17 protein-coding genes are annotated in these 17628 nt (G+C 58.8%); 11 read left to right on the top strand and 6 right to left on the bottom strand.

Annotated elements, in window-relative coordinates; translation table 11 throughout:
* Positions 1-3 precede the first annotated feature (3 nt).
* The 6 genes from C2U68_RS21055 (at position 4) to C2U68_RS02930 (ending at position 6390) form a co-directional block, all read left to right on the top strand.
* The gene (locus C2U68_RS21055; protein WP_186289477.1) at positions 4-270 is read left to right on the top strand and encodes a hypothetical protein; all 267 of its coding nucleotides are present in this window, start codon (positions 4-6) and stop codon (positions 268-270) included.
* A gap of 81 nt (positions 271-351) precedes the next feature.
* Complete coding sequence (locus C2U68_RS02950) at positions 352-2580, top strand: TonB-dependent receptor (RefSeq protein WP_140911014.1); 2229 nt, start codon at positions 352-354, stop codon at positions 2578-2580.
* Between the two features lie 51 nt (positions 2581-2631).
* The gene (locus C2U68_RS02945) at positions 2632-3921 is read left to right on the top strand and encodes a PKD domain-containing protein (RefSeq protein WP_140911013.1); all 1290 of its coding nucleotides are present in this window, start codon (positions 2632-2634) and stop codon (positions 3919-3921) included.
* Between the two features lie 26 nt (positions 3922-3947).
* Complete coding sequence (locus C2U68_RS02940; protein ID WP_140911012.1) at positions 3948-4943, top strand: CobW family GTP-binding protein; 996 nt, start codon at positions 3948-3950, stop codon at positions 4941-4943.
* 188 nt (positions 4944-5131) lie between these two features.
* Positions 5132-5686: a cyclin-dependent kinase inhibitor 3 family protein gene (locus C2U68_RS02935; protein ID WP_140911011.1), complete on the top strand. Its 555-nt coding sequence runs from the start codon at positions 5132-5134 to the stop codon at positions 5684-5686.
* Positions 5687-5694: 8 nt separating this feature from the next.
* Positions 5695-6390, top strand: coding sequence for a hypothetical protein (locus tag C2U68_RS02930; RefSeq protein WP_140911010.1), 696 nt, complete (start codon positions 5695-5697; stop codon positions 6388-6390).
* 43 nt (positions 6391-6433) lie between these two features.
* Here C2U68_RS02930 and C2U68_RS02925 read toward each other — a convergent pair whose 3' ends face one another.
* Positions 6434-6628: a hypothetical protein gene (locus tag C2U68_RS02925; RefSeq protein ID WP_140911009.1), complete on the bottom strand. Its 195-nt coding sequence runs from the start codon at positions 6626-6628 to the stop codon at positions 6434-6436.
* Between the two features lie 225 nt (positions 6629-6853).
* Here C2U68_RS02925 and C2U68_RS02920 point away from each other — a divergent pair, with 225 nt between their 5' ends.
* Positions 6854-7585 (top strand): HNH endonuclease, encoded by a 732-nt coding sequence (locus C2U68_RS02920; RefSeq protein ID WP_140911008.1) that lies wholly within the window; start codon positions 6854-6856, stop codon positions 7583-7585.
* 80 nt (positions 7586-7665) lie between these two features.
* A complete protein-coding gene (locus C2U68_RS02915; protein WP_140911007.1) occupies positions 7666-8379 on the top strand; it encodes a hypothetical protein in 714 nt (237 codons plus the stop codon).
* A 518-nt stretch (positions 8380-8897) separates the two neighbouring features.
* Here C2U68_RS02915 and C2U68_RS02910 read toward each other — a convergent pair.
* From C2U68_RS02910 to C2U68_RS02895, 4 genes are all read right to left on the bottom strand, one after another.
* Positions 8898-11963 carry a DUF3857 domain-containing protein gene (locus C2U68_RS02910; RefSeq protein ID WP_140911006.1) on the bottom strand — a complete coding sequence of 1022 codons (3066 nt, stop codon included), beginning with the start codon at positions 11961-11963 and terminating at the stop codon, positions 8898-8900.
* Between the two features lie 232 nt (positions 11964-12195).
* Positions 12196-12978 carry a class D beta-lactamase gene (gene blaOXA, locus C2U68_RS02905; RefSeq protein ID WP_409563842.1) on the bottom strand — a complete coding sequence of 261 codons (783 nt, stop codon included), beginning with the start codon at positions 12976-12978 and terminating at the stop codon, positions 12196-12198.
* A 64-nt stretch (positions 12979-13042) separates the two neighbouring features.
* Positions 13043-13561 carry an REP-associated tyrosine transposase gene (locus C2U68_RS02900; RefSeq protein ID WP_140911004.1) on the bottom strand — a complete coding sequence of 173 codons (519 nt, stop codon included), beginning with the start codon at positions 13559-13561 and terminating at the stop codon, positions 13043-13045.
* Between the two features lie 299 nt (positions 13562-13860).
* On the bottom strand, positions 13861-14817 hold the full coding sequence (locus tag C2U68_RS02895) for a hypothetical protein (protein WP_140911003.1): 957 nt from the start codon (positions 14815-14817) through the stop codon (positions 13861-13863).
* Between the two features lie 202 nt (positions 14818-15019).
* On the opposite strand from C2U68_RS02895, the gene C2U68_RS02890 reads away from it, so the two are divergent.
* Positions 15020-15688, top strand: a complete 669-nt coding sequence (locus C2U68_RS02890) for a Crp/Fnr family transcriptional regulator (protein ID WP_140911002.1) — start codon at positions 15020-15022, stop codon at positions 15686-15688.
* Here C2U68_RS02890 and C2U68_RS21050 read toward each other — a convergent pair.
* Complete coding sequence (locus tag C2U68_RS21050) at positions 15685-15858, bottom strand: hypothetical protein (RefSeq protein WP_186289476.1); 174 nt, start codon at positions 15856-15858, stop codon at positions 15685-15687. The genes C2U68_RS02890 and C2U68_RS21050 overlap by 4 nt on opposite strands.
* 132 nt (positions 15859-15990) lie before the next feature.
* On the opposite strand from C2U68_RS21050, the gene C2U68_RS02885 reads away from it, so the two are divergent.
* Positions 15991-16971: a CobW family GTP-binding protein gene (locus tag C2U68_RS02885; protein ID WP_140911001.1), complete on the top strand. Its 981-nt coding sequence runs from the start codon at positions 15991-15993 to the stop codon at positions 16969-16971.
* A 122-nt stretch (positions 16972-17093) separates the two neighbouring features.
* On the top strand, positions 17094-17561 hold the full coding sequence (gene bfr / locus C2U68_RS02880) for a bacterioferritin (protein ID WP_140911000.1): 468 nt from the start codon (positions 17094-17096) through the stop codon (positions 17559-17561).
* The last annotated feature ends 67 nt before the right edge of the window (positions 17562-17628 follow it).

Raw genomic sequence — 17628 nt, 5'->3', positions numbered from 1 at the left:
TCGTTGTCCGGTTTTCAAGGCAAATCGGCGTTTATTCCCCGTCCGAAATTCAACGCCGCTTTGTCCGGAATTCAAACGCGCTTTACTCCGGTCTCAACCGCATCCACACCGTTCCACATCGTATTCAACCGCGGACTGACCCACGACGCCTTCGAACTGGCTGTCGAAGCGGCCAGCGCTGCACCGGTACCTCTGCCCGGCGCGGCTTGGCTGTTCGCTCCGGCAATCGCCGGCCTGTTGGGTTTCGGCCGCCGCAAATCGGCCGCGTGAACCAAGCAAACACGCAGCAGCGTTGTCGGGCTATGCAAGCCCGGCAACGCGTTTGCGACATGGAACAATGCAACATTCTCGATGAAAGCACACGCTTTAGGACTACTATGGCTGGCGGCATCCGCTGCATTGCCGGCCGCGGCAACGGACACGCCGGACCCGGTCTCGGCCCCTGCGGCAGAACCGGAAACGGAATTGGAGGCAGTAGAAGTCACTGCCGACGCCCCCAAACAACGCATCACGCCCAGCTTCAGCTCGATTAAAGGCGACGCGCTCAAATTGCAGCAAGCCGACAATCTGGGCCAAACCCTGCAAAACCAGATGGGCGTGGCCAACGCCTCGTTCGGCCCCGGCGTGGGTCTGCCGGTGATTCGCGGCCTGACCGGTTCCCGGGTCAGAATCATGCAGGACGGCATCGGCAGCCACGACGCCTCGTTTCTCAGCCCCGACCACGCCAGCGCCATCGACCCGCTGTTCGCCGAACAAATCGAGGTCGCGCGCGGCGCCGACACCATCCGCTACGGCGGCAACGCCATCGGCGGCATGGTCAACGTCAAGGACAACCGCATCCCCGAGCGGGTGCCGGAACGCTTGCTGCAAGGCGCGCTGGAACAGCGCTTCGATACCAACGCCGACGGCACCAACGCCGGCTTCAAACTGGATTTGGGCCGGGACCAGCTCGCGTTCAAAATCGGCGGTTTTCACCGCAACCGCAACGACACCGAAATTCCCGGCGAAGCCATCGCTGCCGACGCGGTCCGCGAACAATTCGGCCTGAGCAAGATTCTGAACGCCCGCGGCACCATCCCCAATACCGACAGCGAGAGCGTCGGCGGTTTTCTGGGTGCCTCCTGGCTGGGCGATCACGGCATGGCCGGCATGTCGGTCGGCCACTTCACCAACCGCTACGGCATCCCGAAAGGCAGCCACGGCGTCGACGCAAGCAGCCTGGACGGTCTGGAACTGATCCTGCCGGACATCGACCCGGCCTTGCTGGAGCAGTTCGCCGACATTCTCAGCATGGAAGCCCTGAACCCCGACATTCGGATCGACATGCGCCAGACCCGCTACGACTTCAAAAGCGAATGGTACGCGCCGGTACGCGGCATCGACAAAGCCGCATTCCGCTACGGTCTGGTCGACTACATTCACACCGAATGGGAAGGCCGACTGCCGTTTACCACTTTCAACAATCAGGTCGGCGAGGGCCGCTTCGAGATCGAACACCATTTTCTGGAACCCTGGTCCGGCACCCTGGGCGCCCAATGGCAGGATCGCTATTTTTCGGCGCTGGGCGTAGAAACCTTCGTCCCGCCCACCAACGGAGACACGCTGGGCCTGTTCAGCCTGCAAAAACTGAAATTCGGCCAGTGGCAATTCGAACTGGGTTTGCGTACCGAACGCAGCCGTATCAATCCAACGGCGACGCAACTGGCCTTTCCGGCTCCACCGGGACAAGTGCCGATCTACTCGGCCGTAGCCTTGCCGGACTCGTTGAATTTCCGCGCCGACTCGGTCTCGCTGACCACCAGTTGGCAAGCCACGACAGAAGCCACGCTGAGCCTGTCCTTGAGCCGCTCCAAGCGCTCGCCCGATATCCAGGAATTGCTGGCGCTGGGCCCGCACTTGTCGACCCGCAACTTCGAGATCGGCAATGTGCGTCTCGGCAACGAGACCTCTAATCTGGCCGACCTGGGCCTGGATTGGCATAGCCAAAGGCTGGCGGCAAAATTCAACGCCTACGCCAACTGGACCGAAAATTATATTTACCAGAAGCGCCAGCCCGAGGTTTTTTACAATTACCACGAAGCCCAGTTCTACCCGGCCTGCGTCAACCTGATCGAGTGTCTGCCGGTCTACGCCTACAACCAGCGCGACGCCTTATTCCTGGGGTACGAAGCCGAAGCCCAGACCACCCTGGCCGATACCCGCTTCGGCCAATTGAAGCTGACCCTGTTCTCCGATTTCGTCCGCGGCCGATTTGTCGATGATGACGTGCCGCGCCTGCCGCCACTGCGGCTGGGCGCGGAAATCGGCTTCGGCGACCAGCGCTGGAACGCCGCACTACGTTACACCAGAGGCCAAATGCAAAACCGGCCGGGCAACGACGAGACCGCCACCCCAGGCTACCACTTGCTCAACGCCTCCGCCGATTACCACTGGCGCGGCCTGGAGCCGCTGGATCTGTGGCTGTTCGCCAAAGCCAACAACCTGCTCAACGAAGAAATCCGCAGCTCGGTCTCGTTTTTACGCAACTTCGCGCCGGAGCCGGGCCGCAGCGTGGTGCTCGGCTTCCGCGCCACGTTCTAGCGACAACACCCTTGTTTCAGTCAACCCTACCGCCATCCAGGAGTTAAACCCATGCCAGCTTCGATACAGCGATCATTCTTAACCACCCGCCCATGGCTCCCCGCTCTGCCCTTGCTGCTCGCTTTGTCCGCGCCGGCACAAGCGGTGCATCTGGACGTGGAAATCTGGGGCGACGGCAATGCGATGCAAGCCGGCTTCTGCCGCACGCCGGGCGCGGTCGGCTGCGATCTGGCGCAACTGGTCGCCGGCCTCAACTTGCCGCCGAACACCCTACCGATCGAAGGCGCCACCGGCCAAATGGTGTTTTTGAGCGATTTCCGCGACTTTTCCGGCGGCCCGAACAAAACCCCCAATCCCGGCTTCCAAGCCGTGCAAAACATGTTGAATCCGGCCGAACTGGTGCGCTACCGGGCCATCGGCAAATTGCGCTACTGGAGCACTGCCGCCGGCGCCTGGGCCGACGCGCCCGGCAACGTCCGCATCAAATTGGCCGGCGGTATCGATCCGGCCACGGTAATCACCGATTTCAACCAATGCGGCGGCCAACTGTTCTGTTTCACACCCGGCAGCGGCCAGGAAAGCTTCACCTTCTTTACCGGTAACGGCATCGGCGGCAAAGCCGAAATGATCGTCGACGCCGCCAATAACCAGGGCAGCCTGCACACGCATTTAAACTTCTTTCTGGAAAGCGCGATCGGCGTGGCCGGCGGCCCGGTCGGCGCCTATTTGGTGGAGCTACAAGTCACCTCCAACCAGCGCAGCCAGGCCTCCGAACCGTTTTACGTGCTGTTCAACGCCGGCCTGAGCGCCGCCGACTATTCCGCCGCCCTGCTCGATCTGGTCGACACTCTGCCGCCGCCCCCGCCGCCGCAATTGCTGCCAAAAGCCAATGCCGGCGCCGATCGGGTGATCCGCCTGAACAGCAGCGTCGGCCTGAACGGCAGCGCCAGCAGCGATCCGCAACCCGGCCCGAATCCGCTCAGCTACGCCTGGCAGCAAACTCAAGGCCCGGCGGTGACCCTGGTCGGTGCCGCGACCGCGACGCCGAGCTTCCTGCCGCTTAAAACCGGCAATTACACCTTCAAACTGACGGTAAGCGACGGCGCCAATCCCGGCTATGACGAAGTCACCTTCAGCGTGCCGGCCTTGGGCGACATCGATCTGGACGGCGATATCGACCGGATCGACATCGCGCTGATTCTGGCCGCGGCCAGCAAAGCCCCACAGGCGACCGCCAACGACGTCCGCGACCTGGACGGCAACGGCACCATCAACGTCCAGGATGGCAGGCTGGCCCAAGCCCGCTGCACCCTGCGCCTGTGCTACCCAACCCGCCGTTAACCACGATCCTTGAACGGAGACTATCGATGTCCGCTACAACCAAATTGAACTACCCGGTGCCGGTCACCATCCTCACCGGTTTTCTCGGAGCCGGTAAAACCACGCTGCTGAACCGCATCCTCACTGAACACCACGGTCACCGCATCGCCGTGATCGAAAACGAATTCGGCGAAACCGGCATTGACAACGAACTGCTGGTACAGGCCGATGAACAAGTGGTGGAAATGAATAACGGCTGCATCTGCTGTACGGTACGCGGTGATCTGGTGCGCATCCTCGGCGAATTGTCCGACCGCCGTGAAACCGGCGATATTCACTTCGAGCGGGTCATCATCGAAACCACCGGCCTGGCCGATCCGGCGCCGGTGGCGCAAACTTTCTTCATCGAAGCGGACATCGCCGAAAACTATAAATTGGATGCCATCGTCACCGTGGTCGATGCGGTGCATGCTCATCAACAATTGCAGGAACACCACGAGGCGCAGGAACAAGTCGGCTTTGCCGATCGCATCCTGTTGTCGAAAACCGATTTGCAGGAAGCCGAAGTGGTTGCCGATCTGGAAACCCGCTTGCGGGCGATGAACCCCAGGGCGCCGATCAAGCGCGTACATTTCGGCGCCACCGAGCTGCACGACATCCTCGACATCGACGGCTTCAACCTGGACGACATTTTGAAAATCGAACCGGATTTTCTGGAAGACGTCAGCCACGAACACGAAGACGACATCAGTTCGTTCGTGTTCCGCACCGCGCGCGAACTGGACGCCGCGCGCATCCTGGCCTTTCTGGACATCATGGTGCGCGACTACGGCAACGACCTATTACGCTACAAAGGCATTTTGAACATCGCCGGCTGCGACAAAAAAGTCATCTACCAAGGCGTGCACATGCTGATGACCGAAAGCTTCGGCAACCCTTGGCAGCCCGACGAAAACAAAGAATCGAATCTGGTTTTCATCGGCCGCAATTTGCCGCGGGAAGACATGTTGGCCGCGTTGGAATCTTGCCAAGTACCGGCTTGACGGAACCGCCACCGGGGCGCAGGAAGGTTTAAAGCCAATGCCCTTAGGTTAGTCAGCCCGGCTGGAAAAATACCGCCAAGGATGGCGTATAACAGATTCCACACCCCTGTGAACGGGTGACCGCGAGCGCCGGCCCGGCGCCATGCTAAACTCGCATCCCGAGCGTCGTTAACTCGTCAGGATCGAACATGACCACCGTGCGCACCAGCCATAGCCACCCATTGCAAATCGCCGAAGTCCGGGCCAGCCCGGCCCATGGCCGGATCGGCATTACCTTTTGTCCCGGCAAGCACGACCGTTTCGCCCATACCGGCGCCTGGGAGCGTGACTTGGGCATCGATCTGGACGCCATCGCCGCCTGGGGCGCCAAGCTGGTGCTGACCCTGGTCGAACCGGCGGAACTGGTCGCCCTGAAGGTGCCGCAATTGGGCCACGAAATCAAACGCCGCGGCATCGACTGGCGGCATCTGCCGATCGCCGACTTTTCGGTACCCGGCCCCGATTTCGAGCAGCAATGGGCAAGCCACGGCCGCGACATCCGCGACCTGTTGCGCAGCGGCGGCGACGTGCTGGTGCACTGCAAGGGCGGCCTGGGCCGGGCCGGCATGATCGCCGCCCGCCTGCTGGCGGAACTGGGCATGCCGCCGGACGCTGCCATTCAAACCGTGCGCGGCGCGCGTAAAGGCGCCATCGAAACCCCGGCGCAACTGGCCGTGGTCCGCCGCACCCTGCCCATTCCCTGAGCCGGCCCATGGCGATTAGCAGGGATTTGCCGGCCATCGACACCGCCGCGCTGCAACGGGTGGGCGGACAACTGGGCAGCAACCCGGCCGGCATCTTTGAAGACCCATCCGGCAAGCGCTACTACGTCAAAACTTTGGAATCTCCTGCCCACGCCCGCAACGAATGGCTCGCCGCCCAGCTCTATCAACTGGCTGGCGCACCAACCTTGACTTACGTCGCCACGCGAGCGCCGGAACAGATCGCCACCGAGTGGCTCGCACTCGACAAGACCTGCGTCGCCCATCTCGATGCCGGCGAGCGCCGACAGGCGCAGCGCTGGTTCGGCGTCCACGCCTGGACCGCCAACTGGGACGCCGCCGGATACCACGGCGACAACCAGGGCGTGGCCGCCGGCCGAGTGCTGACGCTGGACCTGGGCGGCGCACTGGCCTTCCGCGCCCAAGGCGACCCGAAAGGCAAAGCCTTCGCCGACCGGGTCGCCGAACTCGATCAATTACGCCAAGACGCCGCCAACCCGCACGCCGTCGCCCTGTTCGGCGGCATGACCCCGGCCGACATCGCCGCCGCGATTCGGGTGGTGATAGGTATTTCAGACGAATCGATACGCCAAACCATCCTCGACCACGGCGGCACGCTCAACCTGGCGGAAAAACTGATCGCCCGCAAAGCGGATATGGCCGGGCGTTTGCCTGACTGGAATTGACGCGGCTAATTAAACGGGTCGTTAGCGAAATTCGGCGGCAACACTACAAGCTCGGATCGCCATCCGTATCGGATTCAGGAGCGTCGTCCCCAACCAACACCGTTCGGCCATCCTGCCAAATCACGGCGTAATGGCCCAAACGCCGCTTGCGTTCCAAGGTCTGCTCGGCGGTTTGGCGGAGGCATTCCAGGATGGCAAAGGCGTCAGGTATTGCGGTTGGCTTGTCGGGTCTGTTCATTGATTAGACTGATTCAAAAAATCGGGTTAGCATCGCCGAAACCGGTTCGCCGGATGAATCTAACCGACAGAGTTTTCAGACCTGCTTAGTTTATTTCAAACCCCGATTTTACCGATGCAAAAACGATATACAGAAAGAACACATGATGTTCATCAATGCGTTGCCTTATCGCCGCGCATATTCCAGAAGATATACCGTTAACTGTCTAATTCCTAGTTGGACGTCATGAACGAAGAGCGCGTAACTTGCATGTTCTGCTCGGCCGAAGATGATCTGCGTTCCACTGCGCATGTAGTCCCAGAATCGCTGGGGGGCAGAAACGCACCCGTTGGTAGGCCGGGAGTTACGTGCAACGCCTGTAATCAATACTTCGGTCAGAAGGTCGAGTCAAAAGCACTTCGAAGCTTTCCATTCATCGGCTTTCGGGTCTTAGCCGGCATCCCCTCAAAGAAGGGGGCATTACCTTACACAGACACCTCAATTGGAGCTGCCCATGCAACAGGAATGCCGGGCATTGTGGAGCTCCAGCCACGAGACAACGAAATTTCTTGTCGAGTATCTGCGGGTGAGGTAAGCGAACTCCGGGTAGTTGCGGAGGTCACAGAGCCATTGGCTGTTTGCCGTATGTTGCTCAAGATTGGGCTAGAGCAATTGGGGAAGCACTTCTACGAAGTGGCAATTTCAGATCGCGTGCTGGCCGCAAGACAATTTGCGCGACGTCCGGGACGCGGAGACCGCTGGTGGTTCATTCTCCAAAGCAAGCCGAATGAGTATGTCTTTGGCTCTGAGGCGCCTCGAGATTTTTCTGTTGAGATAGTCGAGCGGGAGGGTGTTCTTGTCTCCGCCCTGCACATGACCGGCATTTCATCGATGATTCCACTGGAGCCGACGGCCCTGCCGCCCGCTGCGGGTGAACTGCCTGAACCAGAGTTTCGAACGATCTGGGCTGTATGCTGAGCTGCCGCCCAACCCATCATTCCACCGTACCTGCGCAAAAAACCGCGCAAGCCGGTGAATTCAAACGTTAGCTCAACAAAATGAAGCCAAGTACGCTAGGAATAGTAATTCTGATCAGCGCATTCTTGTTTTTTACGTTGATCTACTTTCATGGGCTGAATGCTGCAATTCTTCTTTGTATGCATTGGGCAAAAAACTACCTCGTTTTCTTTGCTTTTGTATTAATCGCTATCCGAACAAAAAATCTGTATCTGTATTCATTCGTTCTAATTGCATTAATTTCGTTCGCTTGGTTTAAATTTTCTGAGTGGAAATATCACCTGAGTGTTGTACCCGATGCCTTGAATGTTTCAACCATTATTTATTCCAATGAAGAATCATGGGGGTTCGGTCCCGGTGGCAACGAAACGGGAATTATCGTATATGAGCTGCCGGACGGCATTGCCAGAGAAATACAAAAAGTTGGCATCGAATATTTTGCGAAGCTTCCCCAGAAAACAGAAAATGGTCGCAACTGGCAGATTTTTTATAGAAAATGGCAAAATACTCCGATGCAATTAGACCTAAATTGGGCTGACTCAGAAATTGATCAAAAAGCCATTTCAACGCCCCCTACGCAAAATATTGAAAACTACCTGAATGTGTATGGTTTCGGTATTCCAATAGACTCTTCTATCAAAGATGAAATTAATAAGGCAATTTCAGAGCCAGGAAGTTATTTTGCTTATGGCCGGATTGGAGTATTAATTGTGGTTCCTAATGCCCGAAGAGTTATCTATGCTTATAACGGTTAACCAGTCAATTACAAGCAGTTACCATTGAAACTTTTGTCATTACAAAAGATTAAGCTAACAAGTTGGTCAAACGGACGCGCCGAGTGTTAGCGATTTTCAAGGATTGCTTTTTAATCAAAACCAGTGGCTTCGCTGACCCGGCGCGCCCCTTACCTTTGCGTTATGTGATCAACTAATGAAGCTCCTAGCAAGCCAACACCCTCGATTCCATCGAGGCTACTAAAAGGCCTGTCCCGGTCGTGTCATCATAACGACGGCGGCTATCCATTCCACTCTGGTCACTAAAGCCGAAGCACGGCGGTCAACTCATCGCCGAACGTGCTCTACCAGCCTGGTAGGCTGGAATAAGCGCCAACGTTTCCGGCAAGGTCTGACGCTAAGCATCGCGCGGTAGCCCCCCACCATAAGTTAGACACCATTCCGGCAGGGATATGGAAAATCTCGCCATCCTTGGCAACTAGCCTCCGGCATTCCCCGCCGGGATGACGTGCGTTTGTTAAATCAACACTACACCCCCATCACCTCACCAAGGTCGCCCGCTGTTCGTCGGTCATCAGGCGGGCGGCTTGTTGGCGGGCTTGGGCGGCGGCTGCGTCGCCCAGGGCTTCCAGGGTTACCGCGTAATTCAGCCACAGGTTGCCGTGGGACGGAAATTTGCGGGTTCCTTGCTCCAGCACGGTTTGCGACTCCAGGTCGCGGCCGAGGCGATGCAGGAAAAAGCCGTAGCTGGACACCGCATCCGGATTATCCGGCGCCAGCTCCACCCATTCTTTAAACGCCGGTTCGGCGCGCAGGTTGTCGTTGGCCATTGCCGCGGCGGTAGCCAAGGCCGCGGCGGCCATCGGCTGTTTCGGAAATTTTTCGTCAACGCCGATCGCGACCGCCAAAGCCTCGTCGTAACGCCGGCTTTCGATCAGCGCCCTGACATGCTTGTAGGCCAAATACGGGTCGCCTGGCTCGCGCTCGGCGGCGCGGCGGGCCGGGTCGATCGCCCGTTCGGGCCGGCCGGTTACCGAGAAATAGCGCGCCAAGGCGCTCTCCAGCGCCGCGCTGGACACGGGTTGCGAGGCGATCACGCCGGTAATCAGGTTATCGGCGCGTTCCCGCTCGCCGGCCAGCCACATCAGCCGCGCCAGACTATACAAAGCCTCGGGCTCCGCCGGATGCCGCGCCAACACCGTTTCCCAGGCAGTCCGCGCGCCGCCGAATTCACCCATCCGCTCCGCGATACGCGCCAAATCGGCGTATACCCGTTCCGGCGCGCCGGCCTGGCTTGCCAACCGTTTCAACAATTCCAGCGCTTGCGGCAATTGGCCGCGCGCCTCGAATAAGGCCGCCTGCAATTGCTCCGGCAGGATGTCGCCGGCCCGCAGGCTGCGCGCTTGTTCCAGCGCCTGCTCCGCTTCGGCGAAATGGCCGGTACGGAGAGCGGCTTCAGTAAACATGATCTGAAAATCGAAATTGTTGCGGTAATTGGACTGAACGGCGGCAGCCAAGGCGTAAGCCTGGGTGAATTCGCTGCGTTTGATATGTTCGAAAGCTTTTGAACCCGCCGCTTCGATACCGCCGGCCTCGCGAACGATACTGTTATTCCCGGCATTGCCGAGCCAGCCGGCCGCCAAGCCGCCGACCACGGCGAGAACCGGAAAAAAGCTCAGCGCGGCAGTCAGCGGTTTGAAAGCCGGGGTATGCACCAAAGCGCCGGCCCGTTCCAGGGCGACGGCGCGTTGCTGGCAATAGCCCGGCCATTGTTCGGCGGCGATTTCGGTAGCAGTGCTTTCCCACAGGTAATCGAAACGGACTTCGCGCCGGCGCGACTGGATATCGACCCGATAACGAAAGCCCGGCCCTTCGTGGCGGAACGCGCCGGCTTTCTGCTTCTTCACCGTTTTACCGCGGACGACGACGCTGTGGCAGACCCTTAGCGGATGGCGCAATTGGAAAGGCTGTGCGCGCTGTTGGTGCGGATCGATGGTTTCCACCGCCAAAAACAGGCCGTGGGCGCCGTAACTGAAAAAGTCGGGCGGTTTGCGTCCGGTCTGGCCCCAGGTCGGCAAGCCGTGGCGGCTGCGTAATGCGATGCGGTTGCCGTCGCTGTCGTCGTCGATCTGCAGGCTGTCCGGATTGGGTTGCAGTGCCGGGAAATTTTGCTGCAAGGCGTCGGCCCGATGTTTGGCAAATTGGCGTTGGCCTTGGTTGAGGATTGCCGCGCGAATGTCGTCGGCCAGCCAGCCGCCGGCTTCCAGCACTTGCTCGACGGCACCGTTAACCCCGCGCCGATCCAGTATGAAGGTTTCGGTCAAGGTCAATTCGGCGAGCGCCGCTGGCGGCAAGTCGAGTAAACCCGCCGTTGCCTGATCGATTTCCAGGCTGGCCGCGAACGGCGGCACGCTCAGGTGTGCCAGATCGCCGCCCTGACCGACCACGGTCGGATCGGCGAAATAACGTTGGCCGTCCAGATCGAACATGACGATAACGTGGTTGAAACAGGCCGTGGACGGCATCAAGCGTTTGATGCCGTCGCGCCAAGTGCTGGCGACCAATACCGGCCGCGCCGCGACACCCAGCTCGCGCAGCAAGGCCACCAACAAGATCGATTTATCTTTGCAGTCGCCGAATCTCCGCCTCAACACCGTGCCGGCGCCGTTCGGCAACATGCCGGCGCCGTGGCCGAAATCGACGCTCAAATAGCGGATCTCGTTTTGGACGAAGCGCAACGCGGCCAGCGCGGCGTCGGCGGCGGTTTTTCCGGCGGCTAATCGCTCGGCTTCCGCAGCGATACTCGCCGAATCCTCGGTTGCAGCGTCGGCCCAAAGTTCGGCGAAAAAGGCCGAGACTTGGCCCCACGTCTGCCAGGCGGTGGCTTCCAATACCGGAAACGGCCAATGCCCACCCGACACGTTACCTTCGGCCTGAAACAGCGGCGGCCGCTCGAATTGCCAGGTGACGCGATCCGCTGCCACCGTCTCGGCCGGCGCCGCAACCGCGTCCGGCACCAGCAGCCGCCAGCGCAGGTCCTGGCCGAAATAGGCCGTCAAGGCCAGATAATAAGTCGCCACCGGCACGCTCCAGGCCAGGAAATGCAGGGCCGTGAAACGCAGGCCCGGCAGCGGTTCGCGCGGCGACAGGGTCCAGGACAAGTCGATCACGTCGCCGATCCGCACGTCTTCCAGCAACGCCACCAGCGAGACATAGCCTTTCAGCATTTGCTGCTCGAATTGTTGCTCGCGCTGTCTGAGCAGAAACGCCTCTTTGGCCACCGGCTCGCGCTTTTGCCAGGCACCGTCGGCGGCCATGCGCCAAATCGCCAGCTCATGCAGTTGCAATCGCTGGGCGGCCGGATCGAACTCGACCACCACCTGGCTTTGGGTCTGCACCGCCGACAGCGAAATCAGCATCTTGACGGTACGCGCATAGAGCGCCTGGCTAGCGACATGGTGTTGCTCGTCGATCAGTAAATAACCGAAGCCATGGCCCTCGCCGGGCCGCCAGGCCCAATCCACGGATCGTTGCTGCACCCAGTCGGCTGGCGGCTGTACCGACCATTCGGCGTGTTCGATCGGCACGTGTTTACGTATCGACATGAAAGTCCTCTTCTCGTTATTTTATCCAATGGGCTGTTTGCTCGGTCCGCCGGGTTGTTCCGAGAACGCCAACCATAACGGCCCAAAGCAGCGGCGCACAGCATGCGGTGAAAGCAGTCTAGTGTCAATCGTCGGTGCAGCCGCTGTTTAGGAACTTCGGCATGCACCGACGGGCTCGTTTTCAGCGGCGAAAGGTTGGATACCCGGCCACGCGTAACCGCTGGGTGGATGGCTAGTCGATGATACCCTTGGCTGCCAAAGCCGCGCGCGCCAGCTTTGGCCGGAGCGCCAAATCGTCCTTGCCGCGCAAATCGATGTTAAGCGCAAACAGCCAGACCTCGCCCCGGCTCTCGACGTAACCGACGTACCATCCGACTTGCGGATCGACGCGCGCCGCCCAGCCGGTTTTGGCCCACAGCGCATAATCCGGAGTTTGCTCGGCCAGCATGATCTCGCGCAAGGTGTCGTAAGCGAATCCATCGAACGGCAGCGAGCGCCGAACCAGTTTGCGCAGAAATTCCACCTGCTCCGCCGCACTGATCCGCAACGAGCCGTCCAGCCAGAACTCGGTCAACCCGAACGACTCGCGCAATTCGCCATATTCGGTTTGCCGCAAATAGCGGCGATAGGCATCGGCACCGACCCGCCGCGCCAAGTCCTGGTAACACCAAACGCAGGACACCTTGAACGCCGAGGCCAAAGTCTGGTCGCGGTTCCAGTCCGGAACATCGCGGATTTGTCCATCCCAATGCAAAGTGTCGTCCTTGCCGGCAATCGCCCGTTCCTGCAGCGCAATCAGCGTGTTCAGGATTTTAAAGGTCGATGCGGCCGGCAAGCGCCGGTTGGCGCGGGCGTCGTTATGAACAAAAGTCCGGCCGGTCCGCACCGAGGAAATCACTACGCATCCCTCCAGGCCTTGCTCGGCAAACAGCTTGGCCAAGGCTTGGTCTTCGGAATGCGCCGGGTCGGCCGCGGAAACGGCGAGCAGCAGAACGGCAAGGCAGGTTTTGAGTATTTGGACTGGCATAATTTCAGTGGGTTTTGGTCGACGGGAATCGCTAGGGCGTGGCGGCAGCCGGTTACTCGCGGTCGAAATCCGCGCTGGCGGGGATACCGCCGTCGCCCCAATTTAGCGGATACCAACCGCGGGCGACGAAATGAAGGAAGGAACTGTGCGGCCAACTCGCCGGCGCATCTGCCAATCCGTGCTTGAGCGGATTGTAGTGAATGTAATCCAGATGGCGGTGAAAATCGGCTTCGTCGCGGATGCAATGTTCGAAAAAACGCGGCTGCCAGACCGTCTTGGTGCCATCGCTTCTGACCGGAGCCGAGAGCTGGCGAGAGAAGGCGGTTTTAACCATTTGCCAGCGTGTCGAATAATCGGCATCGCCGTCCGGTAATTGCCAAATACTGTGTAAGTGGTCCGGCAAGACGACCGCAGCAGTTAACTCGAACGGCCGCTTGGCCTTCACAATTTTAAACGCTTGCCGAAGCCATGCCACATTTCGCTCGTCAGCAAAAATCGGTTGCCGCCGGTAAGTAACCACCGTGAAAAAATAGCAGCCACCGGGTATGTAAACGCGTCGATAATCGCTCATCGGCCTTTCCGAGCTTCCGGAGGGGGTAAATCATTCCAAACATTGTAGGCCGGAATAAGCGAAGCGTTTCCGGCGAAATCCACGAGCACGGCGTTTCTGGCAAATTTAAAAACTTGCCGGAAACGCTGCGCTTATTCCGGCCTACAGAGCTGCATGGATGCAGGAGGTAGAGCAACGCATGGAGCAATTGCCGCGGCCAAGCAAAAGAAAGAAACTCGGCTGTCGGGCCGACACCCGACATTAAAACCAGTCGCGGCAATTCAGCACCATACGTACAATTACGCTACCCCTAATCGTACCTACGCGGGCTGAACCGCTGGCGCGTTCCACCTTAGGGGTTTCAGACCCAACAAGCCCAAGCCAGACAGAAAAAGGAAAATTGAAGCAGGAACCGGCACCGGGGCTGTAAGATCTATGCCGGGCTCAGACTGGATGGTCCATCCGTTTACAACATGACCATTGCTGTCCAATATGTTTGAAATCCCGCCCCAATTAACCGTATGGTGAAAATTTACTTCCGCCAGCGAGCCTACAGTGCTATAGCTTTCCGCGACTGCGGTAGCATCTGCTGAAGCCCATAGTTCCATGCTAAAGTTATTAACATATCCAAATCGAACCGGTATGGATAAGGTGAGCGTCCCTGGTATTGTTGCGTAAGCGGATGATTGCCCACCGTAATTGCTTACTTCGTTACAAGCACCAGCAGCTGACCTACAGTTGTTATCTGCCGCAAGCCCCGTTGCCCATAAAAGTGCATAGGCACGGTTATCAGCTGTACCAAATTGAGAAGCCCCGCCCGTCAGAATATTACCGGACACTAAAAGAGGAACAACCATAGTTCCATATTGACCAGTTAATCCTGGGGCATTTACTTCAAAATACCGAGTAAGACTGGCTTGACTAAATGCAGTACCACCCGTTCCATAGAAACCAGTTACGCCATTTGCAGCTGTCACATGGACATTTGCCGACGCGCCAATCGATAGACGACTAGCAAAAGCAAATGCGTCTGCGGTCAACTTTACTGAATGAATAGTGTCTCCGTACCGATTACGTTCAACAACTTCATCCCCTGCAAAAACACTGTCTGCAATACCCAGACTTCCAGTTCCCGATTGGGAACTGGAGTCACTGTTGTGATAAGCATTAACCCGCATGGATATAGATTGGGAACCTAACGGAATAATTGCCCCGTAGGCAGTCTGCGCAACCATCATTGTCGAACAGATTAATAAAGCTTTGTTGACGCTGTTCATGTTAATTCTCCACTGAGGGGTTGCCCACCTACCTAACTAGTAATCAAAAAGTTCCGTATATCACCCATTCCGAGCTGAAATACAACCCGGCCCATTCTAACAAACATCTCCATCCCCGGTTAAATCTCGCCAAACTACCAAACTCCATCGGCTACCCCAGACACCGTATAATCCCAAAATGCAATAACCACCCGACACCCCCATGCTCAAACACGCCAACGCCTGGAAAGACCAGTTCCCGGAATTCGCCGGTTGCGGGGATGCGGTGGTGGCGCAGTTGATGGCGGCGGCGACGCTGGTGACGGTGCCGGCCGGGCAGCAGGTGTTTTATCCGGGCCAGGCTTGCGACAATTATTTGTTGCTGCTGTCCGGCAGCGTCAAGGCGCAGATTTTGTCGGCCGACGGCCGCGAGGTATTGCTGTACCGGGTGTTACCGGGCGATTCCTGCGTACTGACTACGTCCTGCCTGCTCGGCGACAGTGCCTATCCGGCGGAGGGTTACACCGAAACCGACATCAGCGCGTTCGCGATTCCGGCCCACGTATTCCAGCGTTGTTTGCAGCAATCGGCGTTTTTCCGCGAGTTCGTATTTCGCAATTTTTCGGGGCGGCTGGCCGACGTGATCAAACGCATGGCGGCCTTGAGTTTCGCCAGTATCGACCAGCGGCTGGCGCAAACGCTGTTGGCGGAGAAGACAAATCCGATCCGGAAAACCCACCAGGAACTGGCGCTGGAATTGGGCTCGGTACGCGAAGTGGTGTCCAGGCATTTGAAGCGTTTCGAAAGCCTGGGCTGGCTGAATTTAAGCCGCGGCAGCATCGAAATCGTCGACGCCGCCGCGTTACGCGACATGCTGTCCGCCGGCGATTAGTCGTCGCGCTGTTGGCGCTGCTCGTTACCGACCAACTGGATAAAAATGAAGCCGAGGATAAAGCCCAAGCCCGCCGCCAGCATCAGCGGCAATGCAAACGGGATGTCGTGCGGATCGCGCAGATTCATCTGCAGGATGTTCGAAGCAAAACCGAAAATGAGTTCTTTCATAACCGATACCTACCGTCTTGTTGTTAGAGTTGCCCTATTCGACCGGCTCAGCCGGCCGCAAGGCGGTTACAATGTAGCGCCGGCCGGCCGCTGCCTCAGTGACTAAGTCACCAACCTCGGAACCTAAACGATTTGCTTAAACCTGCAACCAACGCCCCTCTTCCCAAAATCCCGGTCGTGTTGATTACCGGCTTCCTCGGCAGCGGCAAGACGACCTTGCTGAACCGCTTGCTCGCAGACGGTATCAACACCGCGGTGGTGATCAACGAATTCGGCGCCGAGCCGGTCGACCAGGATTTGCTGCAACGCCAGGACACGCCGCTGACCGTGCTGTCCGGCGGCTGTTTGTGCTGCCAGGTAAAAGGCGCGCTGGCACCAACCTTGAAAAACTTGCGGATGGCCTGGGACGCCGCGCCAGACAAACCGTTCGCCCGCGTCGTGATCGAAACCAGCGGCGTCGCCAGCCCGGAGCCGATTCTGGATACCCTGTTGCGCGAGCGCTGGCTGGCCGGCCGCTACCGGCTGCAGGCCGTGCTGACGACGCTGGCGATCCCGTCGGCGATCCACCAAATCGAACGTTTCCCGGAAGCCGTGGCCCAGGTCGCATGGGCGGACCGATTGCTGCTGACGCATGCCGATCTGGCCGCTGCCGGGCAACGAGATGCGTTGGCGCAACGCCTGCACACCTTGGCCCCGGCGACGCCGACTCTGACCTTGCAACCGGGTACGGACCTTCCGGCGGAGATACTCGGCCTGGACACGCCGCAATTGCGGCGTTTACCGGGCACCGCGCCGATTGCGCACGGCTTCAACAGCCTGTCCGTGGTCTTGGCAGCTGCACCGGCCTGGTCAAGGTTGGAATCCATCCTCAGTTCACTGCTCGCCGGCCACCCCGAATTGCTGCGTATCAAAGGCGTGGTTTATCTCGCCGACCGTACGGAGCCGGTTGCGGTGCAGGCAGCCGGGGAGCGCTTGTATCCACCCCAGGTGTTGCCAGCGCGCGATGGCAGCGACCGCTACGGGCGCCTGGTATTCATCGCCGACGGGAATACCGACGCGTTAGCGGAAGATCTGACCAAGGCTTTCGGCACGGAAACCGGCTTGCGGATCTAGCGCTGATCCCGCCCAACCCGGCGCTGCGGGCGGGTTTTACGACGAAAACCGGATACGGAGCTAGGTTATTTGTATTACCATAGCAGGCAGCGTAATTGCAGACATTCAGCGGGAGGCAGACCATGCAAGGCGACAAACAAGTCATTAGCTACTTGAACGAATTACTGGCCGGCGAATTGACGGCCATCGACCAATATTTCATCCATTCGCGGATGTACCAAAACTGGGGACTGGAAAAGCTGTACGATCGCATCAACCACGAAGTCCAGGACGAAACCAACCACGCCGACGCGCTGATCAAGCGGATTCTGTTTCTGGAAGGCACGCCGGATTTATCGAAACGCGAACCGCTGGCGGTGGGCGCCACGGTGCCGGACATGTTGAAAAACGATCTGGCGGTCGAGTTAAAAGTGGTGGCCGATTTACGTAAGGTCATGGCCTATTGCGAAAGCGTCCGCGACTACCAAACCCGGGAAATTTTGAAAGTGATGCTGGACGATACCGAAATCGACCACGCCCACTGGCTGGAAAAACAACTGGGTTTGATCGAAATGGTCGGTTTGGAAAACTATCTGCAATCGCAGATTTAACCGCACTCGCAACGCACTCCGCCGGCTTGCGGTTCGACCAGCCCGCCATCAAGGGCGGTCGACCGTT

Origin of the sequence: Methylomonas koyamae (genome assembly GCF_006483455.1) — a bacterium.
GTDB classification, from domain to species: Bacteria; Pseudomonadota; Gammaproteobacteria; order Methylococcales; family Methylomonadaceae; genus Methylomonas; species Methylomonas koyamae_B.
This window is presented reverse-complemented; position numbering and strand designations above follow the sequence as displayed.